This window comes from Salibacter halophilus (assembly GCF_008806325.1).
Classification (GTDB): Bacteria; Bacteroidota; Bacteroidia; order Flavobacteriales_G; family Salibacteraceae; genus Salibacter; species Salibacter halophilus.
Genome location: NZ_WACR01000005.1, coordinates 236,798 through 255,730, shown reverse-complemented (window position 1 = coordinate 255,730; position 18,933 = coordinate 236,798). Strand labels below are relative to the sequence as shown.

The following is an 18,933-nucleotide window of genomic DNA, read 5'->3' as shown; positions in this document are numbered from 1 at the left end:
AGAACGGAGGATTTATGGTAAGTGAAGAGACAAAGAAGGGAAGAGGACGTAAAGTAAGAAAATCTTTAAGCGTGCTATTTGGTACGGTAATACTATCAGCAGTAATTGCCAGTCTAGGTTTAATGGTAGAAGAAGAAGCTGATATTATACCAGAACAAACTGAACAGGCAACGCTCAGCACAAAATCTGATATCAATAAATCGATCGATGACAAAATCAATGCTATCGACACCAAAGTTGCTGATATTGATGAAAAAATGAATGTTGCTGGAGAAACTGAGCTCGAAAAGTTAGAAGTTAAACGAGCTAAGTTGATCGAATACAAAGATTTACTTGTGACAGAAAAAGATCAGTTACGTTCTCACGACAAGGAGGATCTTACCATAACCAGGAAAAATCTCGAATCATTAGATAAATCGTACAGAACTTATTTGAGTTCTGACCAAAAATAAAATAACTGTATGTCAAATAATCAATACAACACGCTAGTTGAAGCTATTCAAGAACTCAACAAAAGAGGATACAAAGATGAATTGAAAATTCACGAAGATCTTACTGTTGAAGACAATAACACAAGAATAGATAGTGATGAATTGCAAATAGATGAACATCATAGATTTGAGGGAATGACAAATCCGGCAGATATGTCTGTGGTATATGCAATCTCAAATCAAAACAAAAAGCTAGGTGTTGTTGTTGATACTTATAACCCAAAGGAAGAGACAGCAGTTAGCAAGCTTATACAAAAGCTTGAAGAAAAATAAATTTCATAGTTCAGTTGATTTAGGGTTAGGTTTAGTGAGGCCTCGTCAAAAATGGCGAGGCTTTTTTTATACTGAGCTTTTACCAAGGTATCTCACGATCAGAACCAACATTCCGATGCCCACAGGGAACAAAATCCATGATGGTATTCCGAATGCTGCGGGGAGCGTTCCAAAAAATATTGCCACACCACCAACACTCAATGCATATGGAAGCTGAGTCCTAACGTGATCAATATGATGACAATCAGCAGAGAGTGAACTCAAAATGGTTGTATCTGATATCGGTGAACAATGATCGCCCAATACTGATCCAGCTAAAATACACGAAACAACATTATAGAAAAGAGGCATTATTTCTCCATGCTCAAATCCTGCACTGGCAGCAATTTGGTAAGTTGCCGGTAAAAGGAGCGGATACAAAATAGCCATTGTTCCCCAGGAAGAGCCGGTTGAAAAAGCCACAAGAGCAGCTAACAAAAACGTAATAGACGGAATAAAAACCGGTGATAATTCTGGTGACCACAATTGCTTTAAAAAGGCTGCTGTATGCATGTCCTGAGTGATTTGGGCTAAACTCCACGCCAGCGTCAAAATCATCATCGCTGTGATCATGCTTTTGTAACCTCCCACAACAGAGTCCATAACTTCCTGTAAGGATAAAAGGCGCTGTCCTATAGTCATGAGAATCGATACAACAAGCCCGGTTAGTGAGGACCAAAGCAATGAAGTGTAACTGTCACTTTGCCCAATTATGTATGACAACTTTCTAGTTAACCCCAAACTTTCATCTTGCCAAATTTGAGAATCCCACCCTGTGTAAAACAACCCGATGATGGTTCCCAACACAATAATCAGAACCGGAATTATCGCATTTATGGGTCGCATCGGGATTCCTTCTTTTCGTTCAAACTCCTCGAGTTCAGAGTTCGCCATATTGGAGCTTTCGCTTAATACCTCACCTGTCTTGCGTGCTTTGTTTTCGGCTTTGAGCATGGGACCAAAATCACGCTGGAACAAGATGAGCATCAACACAAATACGAGAGTGAAAATCGGGTAAAAGGAATAGCTCAACGAATTGAGAAATATACTGTAAGCTCCTTCGCTCAGTTGCGGAATTGTATTCACACCATCCTGAATATATCCCAGCTCAGCTCCAATCCATGTTGTGACAAAAGCTACTGCCGCAATTGGTGCTGCTGTTGAATCTACGAGATATGCCAGCTTTTCGCGACTCACTTTTAGCTTGTCGGTCACGGCTCGCATCGTATTTCCCACAACCAATGTATTGGCATAGTCATCAAAGAATATTGAAATTCCCAGGATATATGTTGCTAGTTGTCCGCCTTTTGCTGTTTTGGCTTTTTTTGAGATCCTGTTCACAACTCCCTGCATTCCGCCATTTTTAGAAATGACAGTTACAACAGCTCCAATTGTCATGGAAAACAAAATCACCGCTAAGTGATCCCATGAGTTTAGAGCGCCAATAACATATTCATCAAAAATGGAGAGAAACCCTGATCCAATTCCGGCCAAACCGTCATTGTGGTAACCGATGATAGCTGTACCGGTAAAAATCCCCAGGAAAAGCGAGGTGAGTACTTCGCGAAAAATCAGTGCCATTAGAATAGCGAGTAGAGGAGGAACAATACTCAGCCAAAGCGAAATAGGGTTGATAGGGGATGTTTTAGTTGTAGTGCCTGCCTGAACTGATAATTGTTCGTCATCAGAGGAGAACTTGTGTTCTACAACAGCGGTTTTTTCATTTGAATTGATAGTGTATTTAGATCCGTTGATCAGAACCGTATTTGAAGTGGGTAAGTCATCAAAATGCAGACTGATTTCAGTAGGAACACCTTCAATAATCACCTCCGGTTTTTCTACGGAGAAATCTGGCTGGCTAAAGGCTCTGACCGTAATAAAAAGAAGAATGAGGACATTCAAAATTTTTCGCATGGCGATAAAAGTAAGAACTTTTGGAAATTGTGGTATTAAACACAGCGTTTTGAGCAGATTCATTATTCTTGCACAGCCAAACCAATTTTAAAACCATTCGTAATAAAACGTATGCAAAAAGATAAAGAGGCGTTTTACAAGGATTTGAAAAAGAAGCTCAAGAAGCAACACAAGTTTCCTTCAGTTTATATGTTCAAGTTTATCGTTCCTAACGATAATAAGCTTCACGCTCAGGTTGAAGCGCTTTTTGGATCTGAGGCTCAAATAGCTATACGAGAAAGTAGAAATGGCAATTTTGTGAGTGTTACAGCAAAAGAAATGATGCTGAGTGCTGACAAAGTTATAGAGCGTTACCGCGAAGCTGAGTCTATCGAAGGGATTATTTCACTTTAATTACACTTCAACTTCAACAAAATAACCGCTTTGGTTACGGATATTGGTAACGAACTTATTGTCCAAAATTAAATACTGACCTTTAATTCCGGTAAGCGTTCCGCTGATTGTTGGCTCTTTATCGAATTTCACGCTTTTTACTTTATCAGGTGATTCGAGCAATGGATATTCTATCGAGATAATATCATTTTCATCGTAGAAAAAATCAGACATTTCATCAGGGATGAACTTCCTTGCTTTTTCTTTTTCTTCGAGCAGATCAACGTCTTTGATATCACCTTTTAGCATCCTTTGCCAGGATGTTTTATCGGCAAAGTGTTCTTTTAGAGCCACTTCAATAACTCCGGCTTCGTAGCGGTTTGTCGTTTTGGCTAATATGATTCCGGCTCTGGCACCCTGATCGATCCATCTGGTTGGGATCTGAGTTTCTCGTGTTATACCAACTTTTAATCCGCTCGATACCGCGAGGTAAACGAAGTGAGGCTGTACGTGATGTTTTTGTTCCCACTCGGGATCGCGGCCTTCACCCAAATGTCCCCGGCAGCGTTCAGGATGAATGATGCATTCTGATGCCTGTGGAGCATCCCTAAAACAAGGGAAACAAAAGCCCTGTCCAAATGTTTTCTTGATTTTCCTCCCACAATTGACACAGTTGATTTGTCCGGTGAAATGCAGGTTGATTTTTTCGCCAAGAGCCCCGTTGAGGTCTCCTTTTTCATCATTTAGTTCAAGAGTGTAATGCGCCTTTCCATCGAGAAGTTTGACAGGCATTTTGTGAAGATTTCCGCTCAATTCCATTTGTGCTTAGTTTTGCGTCATGGAGTTTACACTACAAGACGATTATATCGAGTTGATAAAAGTTTTAAAAATTGTCAATTTAGTCGCATCAGGCGGTGAAGCAAAGCTTGTTGTAGCTGACGGACTGGTAACTGTTAACGGTGAAGTTGAACTTCGCAAAAGAAGGAAATTACGCAAGGGTGACGTAATCAACTTCGAGGGCGAGGAAGTTACCATTGTTTAAATTTCTTACTTATCGCTTTTGGAACAGCATCTTTGTGAACCATTACAGCAATTGATTTCAGCTTCATGTAAGGAATCGAAATGTACTGGTATCCATCAACACCAGCATCAGTTCCCCAACTGTTTTTCACGAGGTAAAAGATATCTCCATTTTGATTGTGGCTGCGGCCTACGATATGCATGAGGTGATCATCAGTAGTATTGTAGTTTTCAAATTCTTGCTGACGGTATTCCTGAGTAATTTCTTTTTCTTCCTGCACACTGTCAAAAAATACATCTCTGTCAGATCTCGATAGTGAGCTGTAATCTGTTTCCGGGATAATTGCCACGCCTTCTTTTGTCGACCACGTTTTTTCGCTCACATCAGCATCCCATGCCAGTGAATAACCATTTTCAAGGGCGTGATCGATCAGCTGAATGAACTCGTCTAACTTGACGTTGTAATAACTTCCATTTGACCAGTTATCGGGAACTTCAAGAATGAATTGCTCATAAAATGGGTGATGGTTAAATGAAGTGAAAGTCACATAATCCTCAGTGTTGATTTTTAACTCATCAGCGAGTTCTTTTGGTGAGTAAGAATTACCGTTGTAATCTATTTCGGTCGGAGCCGAGCCTAAATATGTATCCAACGAAGCTGTGTATGCATCCAGCCAAACAGGAGTGAGTTCGCCATTTGGATTCTGAACGATAGCATCTAAAATATTACTCAAAACTTTTTCCATTTCACTGTGATTGTGAGTCTCGGTGCCGTAATTCAATCCGTCATAAGCACTTTGCGGTACAACACCGTACTGCTCTACAGATTTCATTACATCATGACTCAGGCTACCCTGACTGAACTGAGTTTTACCCTGTCTCAATACATAGTTCTTAGCTTTTTCAATATAAATATTGCGCACCTGGTACATTTCGCTCAAGTCAACTGGTTTTCCATTGATTCGTTCAACTTCAGATTCAAGGAAGGAAGTCGTGGAATAACTCCAGCAAGTTCCGGTTATATCCTGGCTGATGACTTCAGTAGATTCAATTTTAATGTCATCGTTAAAAAGGTATCCTTCATCTGGTTTTTTCTCCTGTGCCTGAACAGTTGAAAGAAATAAAAAGGCAGAAATGCTAACTATTAAATATGTGCGCATGATTATTGTAATTTGGTTCAAATGATTTTCAAATCTACAACAGCAAAATGTTTTTGAGAATAAAATTGACACTTTCAGCAATTGTCTTGCTATTACTTTCAGGATGTGTTGAAAACAAAAACACATTAGAGAGTGAGACTTCAGCTATAAAGCAATTAGCTTACGAAATTAATTACCAGCTTGTTCAGGAGTCAAAGCGCCTAAAAAGCCTTGTAGATGAAGGTGTGAATGATAAAGGAGAGGATTATTCTGTCAATGAGTTATTCTCTTATTTTAATATAAACGGAGATTTGAATTATCCATCAAATTGGGATGCAGTACCGCAAAAATTGGGTAGAGAAAACTTGAGAAACACTTATGAAAAGTCAAAACTAACTTCGAGCTTGATGGTTGTTTCTCCACAAAAAGGGGTGCTAATTTATCCCAAATTGAATAGGGTTTTCCAAAAAATAGAAAAGGGATGTATTGCTCATATATTGAATGAAGCCAATAATAGCAAGGAAACACCCTCTGGTAATTGGGTCACAACTCCGTATTGGTCACCTGTTGAATCAGGCTGGTTGATGTCATGCATTGTGCCTTCAAATGACATGTATCTTCAATTGAATATACCTGTTCAAACTATAAAGGAAAAGTATCTTGATAAACAATCAGGGTATTATTTTATCATGGACTCTGAAGGCAGGTTAATTTCGTTAAGAGAGAATACTGAGACAATAATTGCAGTTGATACTGAGACTCAAAAAATGATTAAAAATTCATTCGAGTTTCCTGAATCTCGAAATATTTACAGAAGTAAAAACCAGGGCTTTAAAGAAGCTTGCAGGAAAATACTGACAGATGGAGAAAAAAAGGTACGTTTTAATTGGAATGGATCTGACTATATGCTGCTCAACGCTGAAATATCAGAATTAAAATGGCAGCTTGTGCAGGTCATTAAGCTTTGATCGTTAACTTTAAAATGAAATTGATGTATTTTCACTAACTCTTAAATTGACACATGAACTTAACCAAAAAAGATATTGGAGTTATCCTTACCATCGTTTTGCTGTTAATAGCAATGGTGGGAGGTTCGTTGTTTATATTCAATTTGTTGTTGAAAGACAGGGTTGAGAATGAGCAAAATTATTTGTCAAGAGAGTCACAAATATGTGCTGAGCAAATTGAGCGTTCCTTCAACCAGTTTCGGTACGATGTTGAGTTTCTTTTCTCTAATTCTGAAAATAATTTTTTCGGTCAGAGCCAATTGTCAACCTCAGAGCTCGCGGATATAAAATCATTGATGGTTGAGCACCGTGATCTTATCAAGTCAATGACAATCAGTAGTGAAGGTGGCAGTAGGCGAGTAAAGTGGTATGGGAAAGGAACATTTGAAGTACAGCAAATTGATACGACTTTACAATTTGAAGATTCTGCTAATCAGCTCAAGTTTATCAACGGCTACAATAATGCGTTCCTAACTACTGAAAATGGTGCTGTTATCTTCGAGTTGAAAACCAACGAATTCGTCAACGATCAATTTAGAAGATACTTCAGCTCTTTAGACTCCTATAAATCATTACTCGATGCTAGTGGTGTCATCGCGTCAGATAATCCCGGAGGAAACAGGCTTTTTACAACTAACAATATACTTGAAACTCCATTAAAAGAAGCCTTTGAAGCAGAGGTTGCTACTTCGTTAGAAGTTGATTTAAAAATCAACGAAAATGGTGAACAAGAATCTTTTGTAACAGCTTTTTATCCCGTAAATATTTATGGTGAGTCAATAGGCCTTGTATTTGCCATGCCTAAAAGTGTAGTGGTAGATTCTATCAGGCAAAATCTATTCTTTGTGATAGCTGTAAACCTATTAGTAATTGTACTAGTAGTATTTGTTTTTAGTAGAAGTATTCAGCAATTGAGGAAATCTGCTCAGGAACTGAGAGAGAATAGACAAAACCTCGAAAAACTAATCGATCAACAAAAGCTTCTTTTTGAATATTCAAGAGATTTCACATATCGTCATAATGCCGATTACGAGTATGATTACGTAAGTGAAAATGTTCAAAAAGTGCTCGGTTACACACCTGAAGAGTTTGAGAAATCTGAATACCGACTATTCACGCAAAATCCATTGAATCGAACTGCACACGAAACAACATCAAAAGTTCTTCAGGGTGTAGACGATGGCAATCTTTTTTATGCTGAGGTTCGCGATAAAAACGGAAACCCCATTACGCTTGAGGTTAAAGAAAAACCTTATAAAGATGACGAGGGTAATGTTGTTGGGGTTATAGGAATAGCTAAAGATGTGACGGATAAGTTCATGAGTGAACAAAAGTTCCGCATCCTGTTTGAATACTCTTCAGATCCACACCTCATTTTCAACAGTGATGGAATATTAGATTGTAATGAAGCAGCCTTACAGATGCTCAATATCAGTAGAAAAGACGACTTCATAGGGAAACTACCGTGGGAGTTTTCCAAGGATCGCCAACCTGATGGAAGACGATCTGAATACAAGGCTGATGAGATGCTCAATGCCGCTCTTGAAAAAGGAAAACACACTTTCGATTGGACTTACAGGAAAACCAGTGGGCAGGAAGTGCCAACTGAAGTTACCTACACAGCTGTAACCCTTAATAATGAACAGGTCATTTTGGCGGTGTGGCACGATCTAACTGAGCGAAAACGAGTAGAACAGGCTCTGATCGATGCAAAACAAAGAGCTGAGGAACTCGCAAGATCAAAACAACAGTTCCTATCCAGTATGAGTCACGAAATTCGTACTCCTCTCAATGCAGTGATTGGCTACACAAGTTTCCTACTTGAAGAAGACCCAAAAGACGATCAAATAGATAAGTTAAAATCTCTCAAGTTCAGTGCAGATAACTTGCTTGCATTGGTTAATGATATCCTCGATCACAGTAAAATTGAATCAGGAAAGATTTCATTCTCCAATGAGCCCCTGCAACTTAAAGATATTGTGAGTCAGGTTGGTGAAATGATGCGTGAAAAAACTGATGAAAAAGGTGTTGAACTGGCGATCGAAATTGATTCAAGAGTGCCGGTAAAGGTGCTGGGAGATGAAAACCGACTCAATCAAATACTCATCAACATTGTGGGGAATGCCGTAAAATTCACTGATGAAGGAAAAGTTGAAATGAGGGTGTCTCAAATTAGTGAAACACGTGATCATCATGAAATTGAGTTTAAAATAACCGATACGGGTATTGGAATACCGGAAGATAAAAAAGAAGCAATTTTTAATGCTTTTGAACAGGCTGATTCTAGTATTCTAAATACCTATGGTGGAACTGGTTTAGGACTGTCGATAACCAAAAACCTTGTAGAAATGCAGGGAGGGAGCATCAAAGCTGAAAGTGAGCAAGGCAAAGGATCAGAGTTTACTGTTATCCTGAGTTTTGAAAAATGTTTAGAGACTGAAAAAATTGAAGACGATTCCACAGGACAGCAACATGAAGGGAGAAAGAATCAATCAGGAAAAGATGATCTCAAAGGATATCACATTCTTTTAGTTGAAGATAATCCAATAAATCAAAAAATTGCAGCTCAGTTCTTAAACAAATGGGGAGCAAAAGTTACAGTTAGCGAAAACGGAAAAGATGCGCTTGATGTAATAACCTCCAAAGACTTTGATCTTATCCTAATGGATTTGCAAATGCCTGAGATGGATGGCTATGAAGCTACTAAAGCGATAAGGTCAATTGATGAAGAATATTTCAAAAACATTCCTGTTGTAGCCTTAACAGCTGATGCATTCAATGAAGTGAGAGATAATGTACTGGAGGTTGGGATGAATGACTACGTAACTAAACCAATCAACCCTGAAGAATTCCTCAAAGTAATGACACGCTATCTTAAAGAGGAAGCCAAAACTTAGGCTCTAGGGTGAAAATTGAAAATGGCATCTTGTAAGTCGCTTTGGTCGAGGTGGGTGTAGATTTCGGTTGTCGTAATGGATTCGTGCCCCAGCATTTCCTGCACAGCTCTCAAATCTGCACCACGTTGTACTAATTCTGTAGCAAAGCTGTGACGCAAAGTGTGCGGACTAATCTTCTTTTTAATTCCGGCTGCTTTGGCTAAATCACGAACGATGTAGAAAATCATCATTCGCGTAAGTCCTTTTCCGCGTCTGTTTAAAAACAAAATATCTTCGTGGCCGGGCTTTATATCCTGGTGAACACGAACTTCATTAATGTAGAGTTTGATCTGTTTTGTTGCATGTTTACCTACAGGAACAAGTCGTTGTTTATTTCCCTTTCCCACAATTCTCAAAAAACCATCATCAAATGCACAGTCGCTCAGTCTCAGTGAAATAAGTTCTGATACGCGTAAACCACATCCGTACAAAACCTCAATTATCGCGCGGTTTCGTTCTCCCTCAGGAGAGCTGCGGTCAACAGCGTTGATCATCTTTTCAACTTCATAATCGGCAAGAGTATCTGGAAATTTCCTGCCAACTTTTGCTGATTCTATCAACTCAGCCGGATTGTGATCCATGTAGTTTTCCAGCACCAAAAACTTGAAAAACGCCTTAATGCCCGATAGAATTCGGTTCTGACTGTTAGCGCTCAAACCAATTTCGCCAATCCACTGCAGGAAATTCGATAGATCATCCTCAGTATAATTCTCCAGCTTTTTCGATTGATTTTCACTTTCATTGAACAATTCCAGCTTATCAATATCGCGCAAATAATTGAGCACTGTGTTTTCAGCCATCGAACGTTCTAGCTGTAAATACGACTTGAAATCCTGTATGTACGGTTTCCAATTACTCATTTTTATCGGTCAGATCCACTAAAAGCCGGATACGAATCCTCGAGATGGAATAAAGAGCCAAGTACCCGAACCATCCATCTGAGCGTACCTACTTGAAAACGGTGTAGCCCCGCAGGATATTTACCGGTGAATAAAACGATAAAGAAAGCGATCAAAACACCAATTAATGAAAGAATGTAACCCAGGAACCACACGATAATATGTGGAATAAAGATGTAGAACAACCCGAAAATCGTTCTTAAAAGTGTTTTCTTTCTGTCTGGATCGTATTTATCAAAGTCTAAAGTTAAATAGGGATCATTTTGTTTAATACCGAAATTTGGATAACCATCATTCATGTTGAAAACCCTCAGGTGGAGCCTGGCAGCCCAATGGAGGTAAGAAGTCAAAAATGAATGAGAATCTTGAGGATATTCACCAGATCGCAAAATAGTAAAGGTCGCTTTGAGATAGTGAAAAAACGCAGCTACAGAAACAAAAGCGAGAACAATGACATGTGGTACTGCAATGTAGAGAGGACCAAGAATTGATCTTGCCAGTAATTCTAATCTGCTGTAACGTTGTTGATGTTTGACTTCAAGTCGCATAGGATACGCTCTTTCTTTATTTTACACAAATATCATCAGGGTATTGACAGGCTTAACGCGATAGTAAAATAAGTTGTTTACTTTATATTGTGAAAATGTTGGCTGTTCATTGTTTTCCAAAACTTTCCTAATTCAGTGCATTTCCTTTAAATTCGCATCAGAATTTCTCGACATAAATTCAATTAAACTCAAGAAATAATGGCTTACGATTTAGTAGTTTTAGGAAGTGGTCCTGGCGGTTATGTAGCTGCCATTCGCGGCTCTCAGTTAGGAATGAAAGTGGCGGTTGTTGAAAAAGAATCGCTCGGTGGAATTTGCCTTAACTGGGGCTGTATTCCAACGAAATCTTTACTCAAAACAGCAAATGTTTACGAATACATGAAGCATGCTGATGAGTACGGATTGTCAGGAAAAGAATTTGATAAAGATTTTAGCAAAGTAATTTCCCGCAGTCGTGGCGTAGCAGATAAGATGAGTAACGGTGTTCAGTTCTTGATGAAGAAGAACAAGATTGACGTTATCATGGGCTATGGAAAACTCAAGGGAAAAAATAAAATAGAAGTAGAGAAGGAAGACGGTAAAAAGGAAACTGTAGAAGGTAAAAACATTATTATCGCTACAGGTGCTAGAGCTCGTGAGCTACCAAACCTTCCTATCGATGGTAAAAAAATCATCGAGTACCGCAAGGCGATGTCTCTCGAAAAGCAGCCTAAGAAAATGGTTGTTGTAGGATCAGGTGCAATCGGATCTGAGTTTTCTTATTTCTACCAGTCTATGGGAACTGAAGTAACGCTTGTTGAATACATGCCACGCATTGTTCCTGTTGAAGATGAAGAAGTATCAAAACAACTCGAGCGCTCATTCAAGAAAATGGGTATGAAAGTGATGACAAACTCATCAGTTGAGAGTGTTGATACTAAAGGCAAAAACTGCAAGGTTAAAGTTAAAACTAAGAAAGGCGAAGAAACTATTGAGGCTGATATAGTACTTTCAGCTGTTGGTATTCAGGCTAATATTGAAAACATTGGTCTTGAAGATGTTGGCGTTGCAACTGACAACGGAAAAGTTGTAGTCAATGATTTCTACCAAACGAATATTCCAAATGTTTGGGCTATCGGTGACTGTGCTCCTGGCCCAGCACTTGCACACGTTGCTTCACACGAAGGAATCATCGCTGTAGAAAAAATGGCAGAGATGAATCCAGAGCCGATGGATTATGGAAATGTACCCGGTTGTACTTATTGCTTCCCTGAAGTAGCATCAGTTGGAATGACTGAAAAAGATGCAAAAGAAGCCGGATACGATCTTAAAGTTGGTAAATTCCCATTCTCAGCATCTGGTAAAGCATCAGCTGCTGGTCATAATGATGGATTTGTGAAGTTGATCTTTGATGCAAAATACGGTGAACTTCTAGGAGGTCACATGATTGGTTATAACGTAACTGAAATGGTTGCTGAGCTCGTTTCAATTCGCAAGCTTGAAACAACAGGTCATGAGATCATCAAAACTGTTCACCCACACCCAACAATGAGTGAAGCTATCATGGAAGCTGCAGCAGCGGCTTATGATGAGGTGATTCACATCTAAGATTTCATCGTTATATAGTCATAGCATTGAACCCGGTCGATTTCGATCGGGTTTTTTTATGCTTTTTCTGATTCTTTATTCTCTTCGTATTCCTCGATGTTTGTGCCGCACTCTGGGCAAAAATGAGCATCAATTGGGGTGTACGAATTATGACATTTTGGGCAGGTTTTAAAGTCATTCTTTTTTTGGGCTTTATTCATTTCAACAGAAACAATCCCGGTTGGCACTGCAATTATCGCATAACCGAGAATCATAACTATCGATGCAATAAACTGCCCCAATGCAGTTTGAGGTGAAATGTCACCATAGCCAACTGTCGTTAAGGTTACAATTGCCCAGTAGATACTTTTTGGGATGCTGTTAAAACCGTGTTCAGGCCCTTCAACCATATATAAAACTGTCCCGATAATCGTTACAATGGCTGTTACGCTTACCATGAAAACAGTTATTTTGTATCGGCTGTTTTTCATGGCTAAAGAGAGCGTTTGTGCTTCACCGATGAATCGAGTCAGCTTCAATATCCTGAAAACCCTGATGAGTCGAAGGGCTCTGATCGTGAGTAGATAAGATGAGCCTGCAAAAAAGAATGCAATGTATGTGGGAATAATAGCCAACAAATCAATTACTCCCATGAAACTAAGTGCGTATTTGCCGGGCCTGGTTGTAATGATGAGTCTGAGAATGTATTCAATTGTGAAAAAACCTGTAAGAATCCATTCGATCATCAATAAGGTTGAACCGTATTTTATTTTAATGAAACTAACCGTTTCAAGCATAACTGTAAGTACACTGAAAAGGATGAGGATCAGTAAAATAATATCGAACAGTTTTCCTCCGGGAGTGTCTGCTTCATAAATAACAGTGAACCACTTTCTACGCCAACCGCTTTTTGGTTTGTATCTAGTACTCCTGCTGCTCATCGTTTGTGATGTTTAAGAATGCAAATTGCAAGATATTAGCTCCCATTTTTAGAGCTTCTCTGTGAACCTGTGGAGGATCGTTGTGTACTGTTGGGTTTTCCCATCCGTCACCGAGGTCAGATTCAAATGTGTAATAGCAAACAAGCCTGCCTTCATGAAAAATTCCAAAAGCCTGTGGCGGTTTGCCATCGTGTTCGTGGACTTTGGGAACTCCATCAGATAATTCAAAATGTTGATGATAAATCGGGTGGGAGGCAGGTAACGGAACAAATTCTTTTTCCGGAAATACTTTTTTGATTTCTCTTCTTATGTAAGGATCCATTCCGTAATTATCATCGATGTGTAAAAAGCCTCCACCCAGCATGTAGCTCCGTAGATTGTTGGCTTCCTGGCTATTGAGGATGATGTTTCCGTGCCCGGTCATGTGAACGAATGGATATTCAAATATTTTAGGACTACCTACTTCTACAATAGCCTGTTCAGGATCAATGTTCAGATCCAGCTCCCTGTTCGTAAAATCGATGAGGTTTGGAAGAGAGGTTTTGAGATTTGCATACCAGTCACCTCCGCCACGATATTTAGCTACAGCTATTTGGAAAGACTGGCTCTGACCGTAAAGAACTCCTAATAAAAAAAGTAAACCCAAAAACAATCTTTTCATACTCAACTGGCATTTAAGTGTGCCGCATTGCAGGCAAAAACGGCTGCTGTCTCTGTTCGCAAACGGGATCTCCCCAAACTGAGAGGCGTAAAGTTAGCATTTTGAGCCAAACTGACTTCCTCCTGTGTGAAATCTCCCTCAGGTCCAATTACAATTGTTAATCGATCAGGAGTTTGGATATTTTTAATATCGGTTTTTTCCCCATCATAACAATGTGCGATGAACTTATTTACTTCCTGTGATGTGTTTTCGATGAAATCTGAAAATGCTATTAGTTCATTGATTTTAGGTAACGTGAATTTGTGAGATTGCTTCATGGCAGATTGTAAAATCCTCTCACAGCGATCCATTTTGATGCGTTTTCGTTCGCTGTTTTCTGTAAGGATAGGCGTTATTTCATCGATTCCCAATTCGGTGGCTTTTTCTAAGAACCACTCAAAACGATCGATGTTTTTGGTAGGAGCAATTGCGATATGGAGGTAAAAATTCCAGTTTTTTTCTATTCGGTCAGAGCCGTATATAGAGAACGTACATTTCCTAAAGTTGGCGTCTTCAATCCGGGCAGAGTAGCAGATTCCTTTGCCATCAGTGATATTGACTTCATCACCGGCTTTCATCCTAAGCGATTTCACTACATGCCTGCTATCCTCGGGAGAGAGGAAACCACGGTTGTCAGTTATATTTTGAGAAAAGAATAAACGCATTACCTGGTTTTTGTACGAAGTAATAAAAAAGGGGCTACTAATAAGCAGCCCCTCATTGTATAAAGCGGTATTTCCTTAAGCGTTTTGATTCACTTTAGGAGCTCCAGCCATGATTTCATCATTGGCGTAATCAGAGAATTTCTCAAAGTTATTCACGAACTTTTGAGCCAGAATGTTAGCTTTTTTGTCGTAATCATCTTTGTCTTCCCATGTTTCGCGAGCGTCTAAAACTTCTGTTGGCACACCGGGAGATTCAACAGGATATTTCAATCCAAAAACTGGATGCTCTTTGTAGTCGACATCTTCGAGTTCACCGTTTAATGCAGCAGTGATCATTCCGCGTGTGTACTTGAGTTTTATTCTTGAACCGGTTCCGTATTCGCCACCGCTCCAGCCGGTGTTTATGAGCCAAACATTTACTCCAGCTTCCTGCATTTTTTTACTGAGCATTTCAGCGTATACAGTTGGATGAAGCGGCATAAATGGTGCTCCAAAACAGGCTGAGAAAGTTGTTTGAGGTTCAGTGATACCTGCTTCAGTTCCGGCAACTTTTGCTGTGTAACCAGAAATGAAATGGAAAGCGGCCTGACCGGGAGTAAGTTTCGATATTGGAGGGAGTACACCAAAAGCATCACATGTTAAGAAGAAGATGTTCTTTGGGTTCTGACCACGAGATGGCTGCTGAATATTATTGATATGATAAATAGGGTATGACACACGTGTGTTTTCAGTAACTGAACTATCAGAGAAATCAACTTCATTAGTGTCTCCTTTAAAACGAACATTCTCTAAAAGTGCTCCCGGCTTAATAGCATTCCAAATATCTGGTTCATTTTCAGCAGAGAGATCAATAGTTTTAGCGTAGCATCCGCCTTCGAAATTGAAAACGGTGTTGTCTTCACTCCAGCCGTGCTCATCATCACCAATTAGCTGGCGGTTAGGATCAGCTGAAAGTGTTGTTTTACCTGTTCCTGAAAGACCAAAGAAAATAGCTGTATCGCCTTGTTGTCCAACATTGGCTGAACAGTGCATTGATAGCGTGTTCTTTTGGTGCGGAAGGATAAAGTTGAGTGCACTGAAAATTCCTTTTTTGATTTCACCTGTGTATCCAGTACCGCCAATCAACGCGATTTTGCGTTTGAAATTGAGGATTGCAAAGTTTTCCTGGCGTGTTCCATCAACTTCAGGATCGGCCAAAAACCCAGGAGCACAAACTACATTCCACTCTGGGTCAAATGATTTTATTTCATTTTCAGTTGGGCGAAGAAACATGTTGTGAGCAAAGAGGTTAGACCACGGATATTCCGTTACTACTCTCAAGTCCATTCTGTAATCAGGGTGATCACATACATAGCTGTCACGAACAAAAATTTCTTTCTCACTCAGGTAGTCTACAACTTTATCGTAGAGCTTATCAAACTTATCAGATTCGAAAGGGATATTGATGTCTCCCCACCAAATAGCGTCTTTCGTGATGTCGTCTTTAACGATAAAACGATCTTTAGGTGAACGACCTGTGAACTTTCCTGTATCAACAGTAATGGCTCCAGTACTCGTTTCTTTAGCCATTTCTTTATCAATGGAAATGTTTGCCAGTTCCTCAGAAGTTAAATTCCAGTGAGCAGTTGCTCCTTTGATTCCGAGTGATTCTACTGTAGCATTTTCTGCTTTCAGTCCTTTTTCAGCCATAATTGATATTTGATGATTGCGATTGTTTTAATTTTCGTCAATACAAATCACTGTATTTTTTGAGTTTGTAAACACGAATTAATTATTTGATTTCTTTTTTCCTCTCATTGGAGCTATGATTAAATACGCCCAGCCAATGATCAGTGATACTCCACCAATTGGAGTAATAGGCCCCAGCATAGCTAGTTCAGGGGTGTCGATTAAATTCCTTATTGAAAGTAAATAAATAGAACCACTGAATAGAATTGTACCTATTAGCCAAAACCAAAACACCGTTTTCACAGCACCGTCTCCCATTTTGCCTCGTAGAGCAGTCAAAGCTAAAAAAGCAATTGAATGGTATATGTGATAATCGTTACCGGTTGTAAAACTATTTAGATTTTTTGGCGTCAGTGATTCGCTGAGAGCGTGAGCTCCCATTGCGCCAAGTGATATGGCAACAGCTCCAGAGATTCCGGCAGCTATTATGAGCGTTTTTGAATGCATAACCCAATTAAAAAGGCTGCTATTAGCAGCCATTTTTTCGTTAAAACAAAGGTAAATATTCTTGAAAAGATCTTCTTTATATCAAGGTTCTTTTATCAACAGTTATTAACAATTTCATCTTCTATTACCGGTATGTTTTTGAATATACCGTTTGATATCTGCCACAGTTTGTGAATATTGAAACTCTGAATATAACTCGCTAAAGTTCTCGCGATCATACAGGTAGCTGTATGCAAACTCTGCTAATTCTTCCTTTTCATGTTCTTCTTCAACAAGAGCTAATATTGGTTTGAATTGATCAACTGTTAAACATCGCGATGAAACAAAAGATCTAATTTTGAAAAGCATGGGAGCTTCAATTTCCTGTCCTTTGAGATTGTTCAATAAATCTTCGTGTACACTTTCATCAACAGGCCATGCACAGCCTAGCTTACCTTCATAATCAGGCATGTGGTAATAACTTTCGCTGAACTCACTTACATCAGATGGTTTGAGTGTTTCATAGAGCTCTAATCGATGTTGCTTTTTTAATGTATCTATTTTGACCTTGTAAATGCTGTTTTTACCAGATTTAGGCTTGACAGTTTCTTTCAATATTGGTTGGGTAATGTCTCTAAACTCAATTCTTATTTGGTAATCGGTCAGAACCAGGTCGTGGGCCTCAACTTTTGAAGTGGGTATCTTATTGATTTGCTCGCCATTGAGGTAAAGGTAAAAGGGGTGCTCAATGTTAGACTGAACGGTAATAGTTGTCGGTTGTGCGGATCCGACCATTACCGAAAAAATAAAGATTATTAGCGTTGTTGATAATTTGTGAAGGCGATTCATCAAAATTTATATTTAAGTTGTTTGCTTTGTTATGAACGAATAGTAAAAATCAAAACATAAATATGCGTAATATTTTAGTTATAGGTGCAGGAAGGTCTACTTCTTCGCTCATTAAGTACTTACTTGATAACGCCAAAGAACAGGATTGGTTCGTGAAACTTGTCGATATCGACATCAACATGGCCAAAGATAAAGTGGGTAACCACCCTAATGCTGAGGCTGCTGAGCTCAATATTGAGAATGATATTCAGCGTGTTTCCATGATCAGTGAAGCTGATATTGTCGTGAGTATGCTACCGGCATTTATGCACACTAAAGTTGCCAAGGACTGTGTGGCACTGAAAAAGAATATGGTGACGGCTAGCTACATCTCTGATGAAATGAGGGAGTTGAACGATGAAGCGGAAAAAGCAGGTGTTTTAATAATGAATGAAATTGGAGTTGATCCCGGTATCGATCACATGTCTGCCATGAAAGTGATTGACGAGATCAGAGAAGATGGTGGTGAAATGGTTCAGTTTGAATCATTCACTGGCGGACTCGTAGCTCCTGAAAGTGACAATAATCCATGGAATTATAAATTTACATGGAACCCTAGAAATGTAGTTCTTGCCGGTGCAGGTGGAGCTGTGAAGTTTATTCAGGAAGGAAAATACAAGTACATTCCTTATCATCAATTATTTAGAAGAACTGAGATTATTGAAGTTCCCAACTACGGCAATTTTGAAGGATATGCGAATCGTGATTCGTTGAAATATCGTGAAATTTACGGACTCGATGACATCCCAACACTTTTTAGAGGAACTTTCAGAAGACCCGGTTTTTGTCGCGCATGGGATGTTTTTGTGAAGCTGGGTGCTACTGATGACAGTTATCAGCTAGAGGACTCTGAGGATATGACTTACCGTGAGTTTATCAACTTATTCCTGGCTTACAATCCACACGATTCAGTAGAGTTGAAATTGATGCACTATTTACGTATCGATCACGATGATGATATCATGCATAAACTCGAATGGCTGGGTATTTTTGAAGATGAAAAAATCGGGATTAAAAATGCCACTCCTGCTCAGGTACTTCAAAAACTTCTCGGTTCAAAATGGCAACTTGAACCACAGGATAAAGACATGATCGCTATGCATCACATCTTTGGTTACATGAAGAACGGTGAACGCAAGCAGATGGAATCGAGCATGGTGAAAATAGGTGCTGATCAAACTTACACTGCTATGGCTCAAACTGTTGGCTATCCGGTAGGAATAGCAGTAAAGTTGATTCTCAACAACAAAATCGATCTTAAAGGTGTCCATCTCCCAATTGACAAAAAGGTTTATACACCTGTTTTAAAAGAGCTGGAACAATACGATATCACATTCCTCGAAAGAGAGGTTCCTTACAAAGAAGGCTAAACAAACAGAGA

Annotated in this window: 19 protein-coding genes; 8 read left to right on the top strand and 11 right to left on the bottom strand. The window is 39.3% G+C overall.

Going from position 1 to position 18,933, the window contains the following annotated elements; genetic code table 11:
• Positions 1-14: 14 nt before the first annotated feature.
• Both F3059_RS07415 and F3059_RS07410 read left to right on the top strand, forming a co-directional pair.
• Entirely contained in the window at positions 15-452 is a 438-nt protein-coding gene (locus F3059_RS07415) for a hypothetical protein (protein ID WP_151167769.1), read from the top strand.
• A 9-nt stretch (positions 453-461) separates the two neighbouring features.
• Positions 462-764, top strand: a complete 303-nt coding sequence (locus F3059_RS07410; protein WP_151167767.1) for a phosphoribosylpyrophosphate synthetase — start codon at positions 462-464, stop codon at positions 762-764.
• 66 nt (positions 765-830) lie between these two features.
• On the opposite strand, the gene F3059_RS07405 is transcribed toward F3059_RS07410, so the two are convergent.
• Positions 831-2,717: a Na+/H+ antiporter NhaC family protein gene (locus tag F3059_RS07405; RefSeq protein ID WP_170265112.1), complete on the bottom strand. Its 1,887-nt coding sequence runs from the start codon at positions 2,715-2,717 to the stop codon at positions 831-833.
• Positions 2,718-2,828: 111 nt separating this feature from the next.
• On the opposite strand from F3059_RS07405, the gene F3059_RS07400 reads away from it, so the two are divergent.
• On the top strand, positions 2,829-3,110 hold the full coding sequence (locus F3059_RS07400) for a DUF493 family protein (RefSeq protein WP_151167763.1): 282 nt from the start codon (positions 2,829-2,831) through the stop codon (positions 3,108-3,110).
• Here the strand turns inward: F3059_RS07400 and F3059_RS07395 are convergent, their stop codons facing one another.
• Complete coding sequence (locus F3059_RS07395) at positions 3,111-3,908, bottom strand: DUF2797 domain-containing protein (RefSeq protein ID WP_223274566.1); 798 nt, start codon at positions 3,906-3,908, stop codon at positions 3,111-3,113.
• 19 nt (positions 3,909-3,927) lie between these two features.
• On the opposite strand from F3059_RS07395, the gene F3059_RS07390 reads away from it, so the two are divergent.
• Complete coding sequence (locus F3059_RS07390) at positions 3,928-4,131, top strand: RNA-binding S4 domain-containing protein (protein ID WP_151167761.1); 204 nt, start codon at positions 3,928-3,930, stop codon at positions 4,129-4,131.
• On the opposite strand, the gene F3059_RS07385 is transcribed toward F3059_RS07390, so the two are convergent.
• Positions 4,118-5,269, bottom strand: coding sequence for a C1 family peptidase (locus F3059_RS07385; protein ID WP_151167759.1), 1,152 nt, complete (start codon positions 5,267-5,269; stop codon positions 4,118-4,120). The genes F3059_RS07390 and F3059_RS07385 overlap by 14 nt on opposite strands.
• Positions 5,270-5,316: 47 nt before the next feature.
• Between F3059_RS07385 and F3059_RS07380 the strand changes: the two genes are divergently transcribed.
• Positions 5,317-6,216, top strand: coding sequence for a cache domain-containing protein (locus F3059_RS07380; protein ID WP_151167757.1), 900 nt, complete (start codon positions 5,317-5,319; stop codon positions 6,214-6,216).
• 53 nt (positions 6,217-6,269) lie between these two features.
• Entirely contained in the window at positions 6,270-9,152 is a 2,883-nt protein-coding gene (locus F3059_RS07375; protein ID WP_151167755.1) for a PAS domain-containing hybrid sensor histidine kinase/response regulator, read from the top strand.
• Here F3059_RS07375 and xerD read toward each other — a convergent pair.
• Both xerD and F3059_RS07365 read right to left on the bottom strand, forming a co-directional pair.
• Positions 9,149-10,051: a site-specific tyrosine recombinase XerD gene (xerD, locus tag F3059_RS07370; RefSeq protein WP_151167753.1), complete on the bottom strand. Its 903-nt coding sequence runs from the start codon at positions 10,049-10,051 to the stop codon at positions 9,149-9,151. The genes F3059_RS07375 and xerD overlap by 4 nt on opposite strands.
• Positions 10,052-10,053: 2 nt before the next feature.
• Positions 10,054-10,638, bottom strand: a complete 585-nt coding sequence (locus F3059_RS07365) for a DUF4389 domain-containing protein (protein WP_151167751.1) — start codon at positions 10,636-10,638, stop codon at positions 10,054-10,056.
• A 198-nt stretch (positions 10,639-10,836) separates the two neighbouring features.
• On the opposite strand from F3059_RS07365, the gene lpdA reads away from it, so the two are divergent.
• On the top strand, positions 10,837-12,225 hold the full coding sequence (gene lpdA / locus F3059_RS07360) for a dihydrolipoyl dehydrogenase (RefSeq protein ID WP_151167749.1): 1,389 nt from the start codon (positions 10,837-10,839) through the stop codon (positions 12,223-12,225).
• 56 nt (positions 12,226-12,281) lie between these two features.
• Here the strand turns inward: lpdA and F3059_RS07355 are convergent, their stop codons facing one another.
• The 6 genes from F3059_RS07355 to F3059_RS07330 form a co-directional block, all read right to left on the bottom strand.
• The gene (locus tag F3059_RS07355; RefSeq protein ID WP_151167747.1) at positions 12,282-13,145 is read right to left on the bottom strand and encodes an ion transporter; all 864 of its coding nucleotides are present in this window, start codon (positions 13,143-13,145) and stop codon (positions 12,282-12,284) included.
• Positions 13,126-13,806, bottom strand: a complete 681-nt coding sequence (locus F3059_RS07350) for a DUF4159 domain-containing protein (RefSeq protein ID WP_151167745.1) — start codon at positions 13,804-13,806, stop codon at positions 13,126-13,128. The genes F3059_RS07355 and F3059_RS07350 overlap by 20 nt, the downstream gene beginning before the upstream one ends.
• 2 nt (positions 13,807-13,808) lie before the next feature.
• Positions 13,809-14,510 (bottom strand): 16S rRNA (uracil(1498)-N(3))-methyltransferase, encoded by a 702-nt coding sequence (locus F3059_RS07345; protein WP_151167743.1) that lies wholly within the window; start codon positions 14,508-14,510, stop codon positions 13,809-13,811.
• Between the two features lie 75 nt (positions 14,511-14,585).
• A complete protein-coding gene (gene pckA / locus F3059_RS07340) occupies positions 14,586-16,199 on the bottom strand; it encodes a phosphoenolpyruvate carboxykinase (ATP) (protein WP_151167741.1) in 1,614 nt (537 codons plus the stop codon).
• A 78-nt stretch (positions 16,200-16,277) separates the two neighbouring features.
• Positions 16,278-16,685, bottom strand: a complete 408-nt coding sequence (locus F3059_RS07335) for a DUF423 domain-containing protein (protein WP_170265110.1) — start codon at positions 16,683-16,685, stop codon at positions 16,278-16,280.
• Positions 16,686-16,799: 114 nt separating this feature from the next.
• Positions 16,800-17,459: a DUF4476 domain-containing protein gene (locus F3059_RS07330; RefSeq protein ID WP_170265109.1), complete on the bottom strand. Its 660-nt coding sequence runs from the start codon at positions 17,457-17,459 to the stop codon at positions 16,800-16,802.
• Positions 17,460-17,575: 116 nt separating this feature from the next.
• Here F3059_RS07330 and F3059_RS07325 point away from each other — a divergent pair, with 116 nt between their 5' ends.
• Complete coding sequence (locus F3059_RS07325) at positions 17,576-18,922, top strand: saccharopine dehydrogenase family protein (protein WP_151167735.1); 1,347 nt, start codon at positions 17,576-17,578, stop codon at positions 18,920-18,922.
• Positions 18,923-18,933 lie beyond the last annotated feature (11 nt).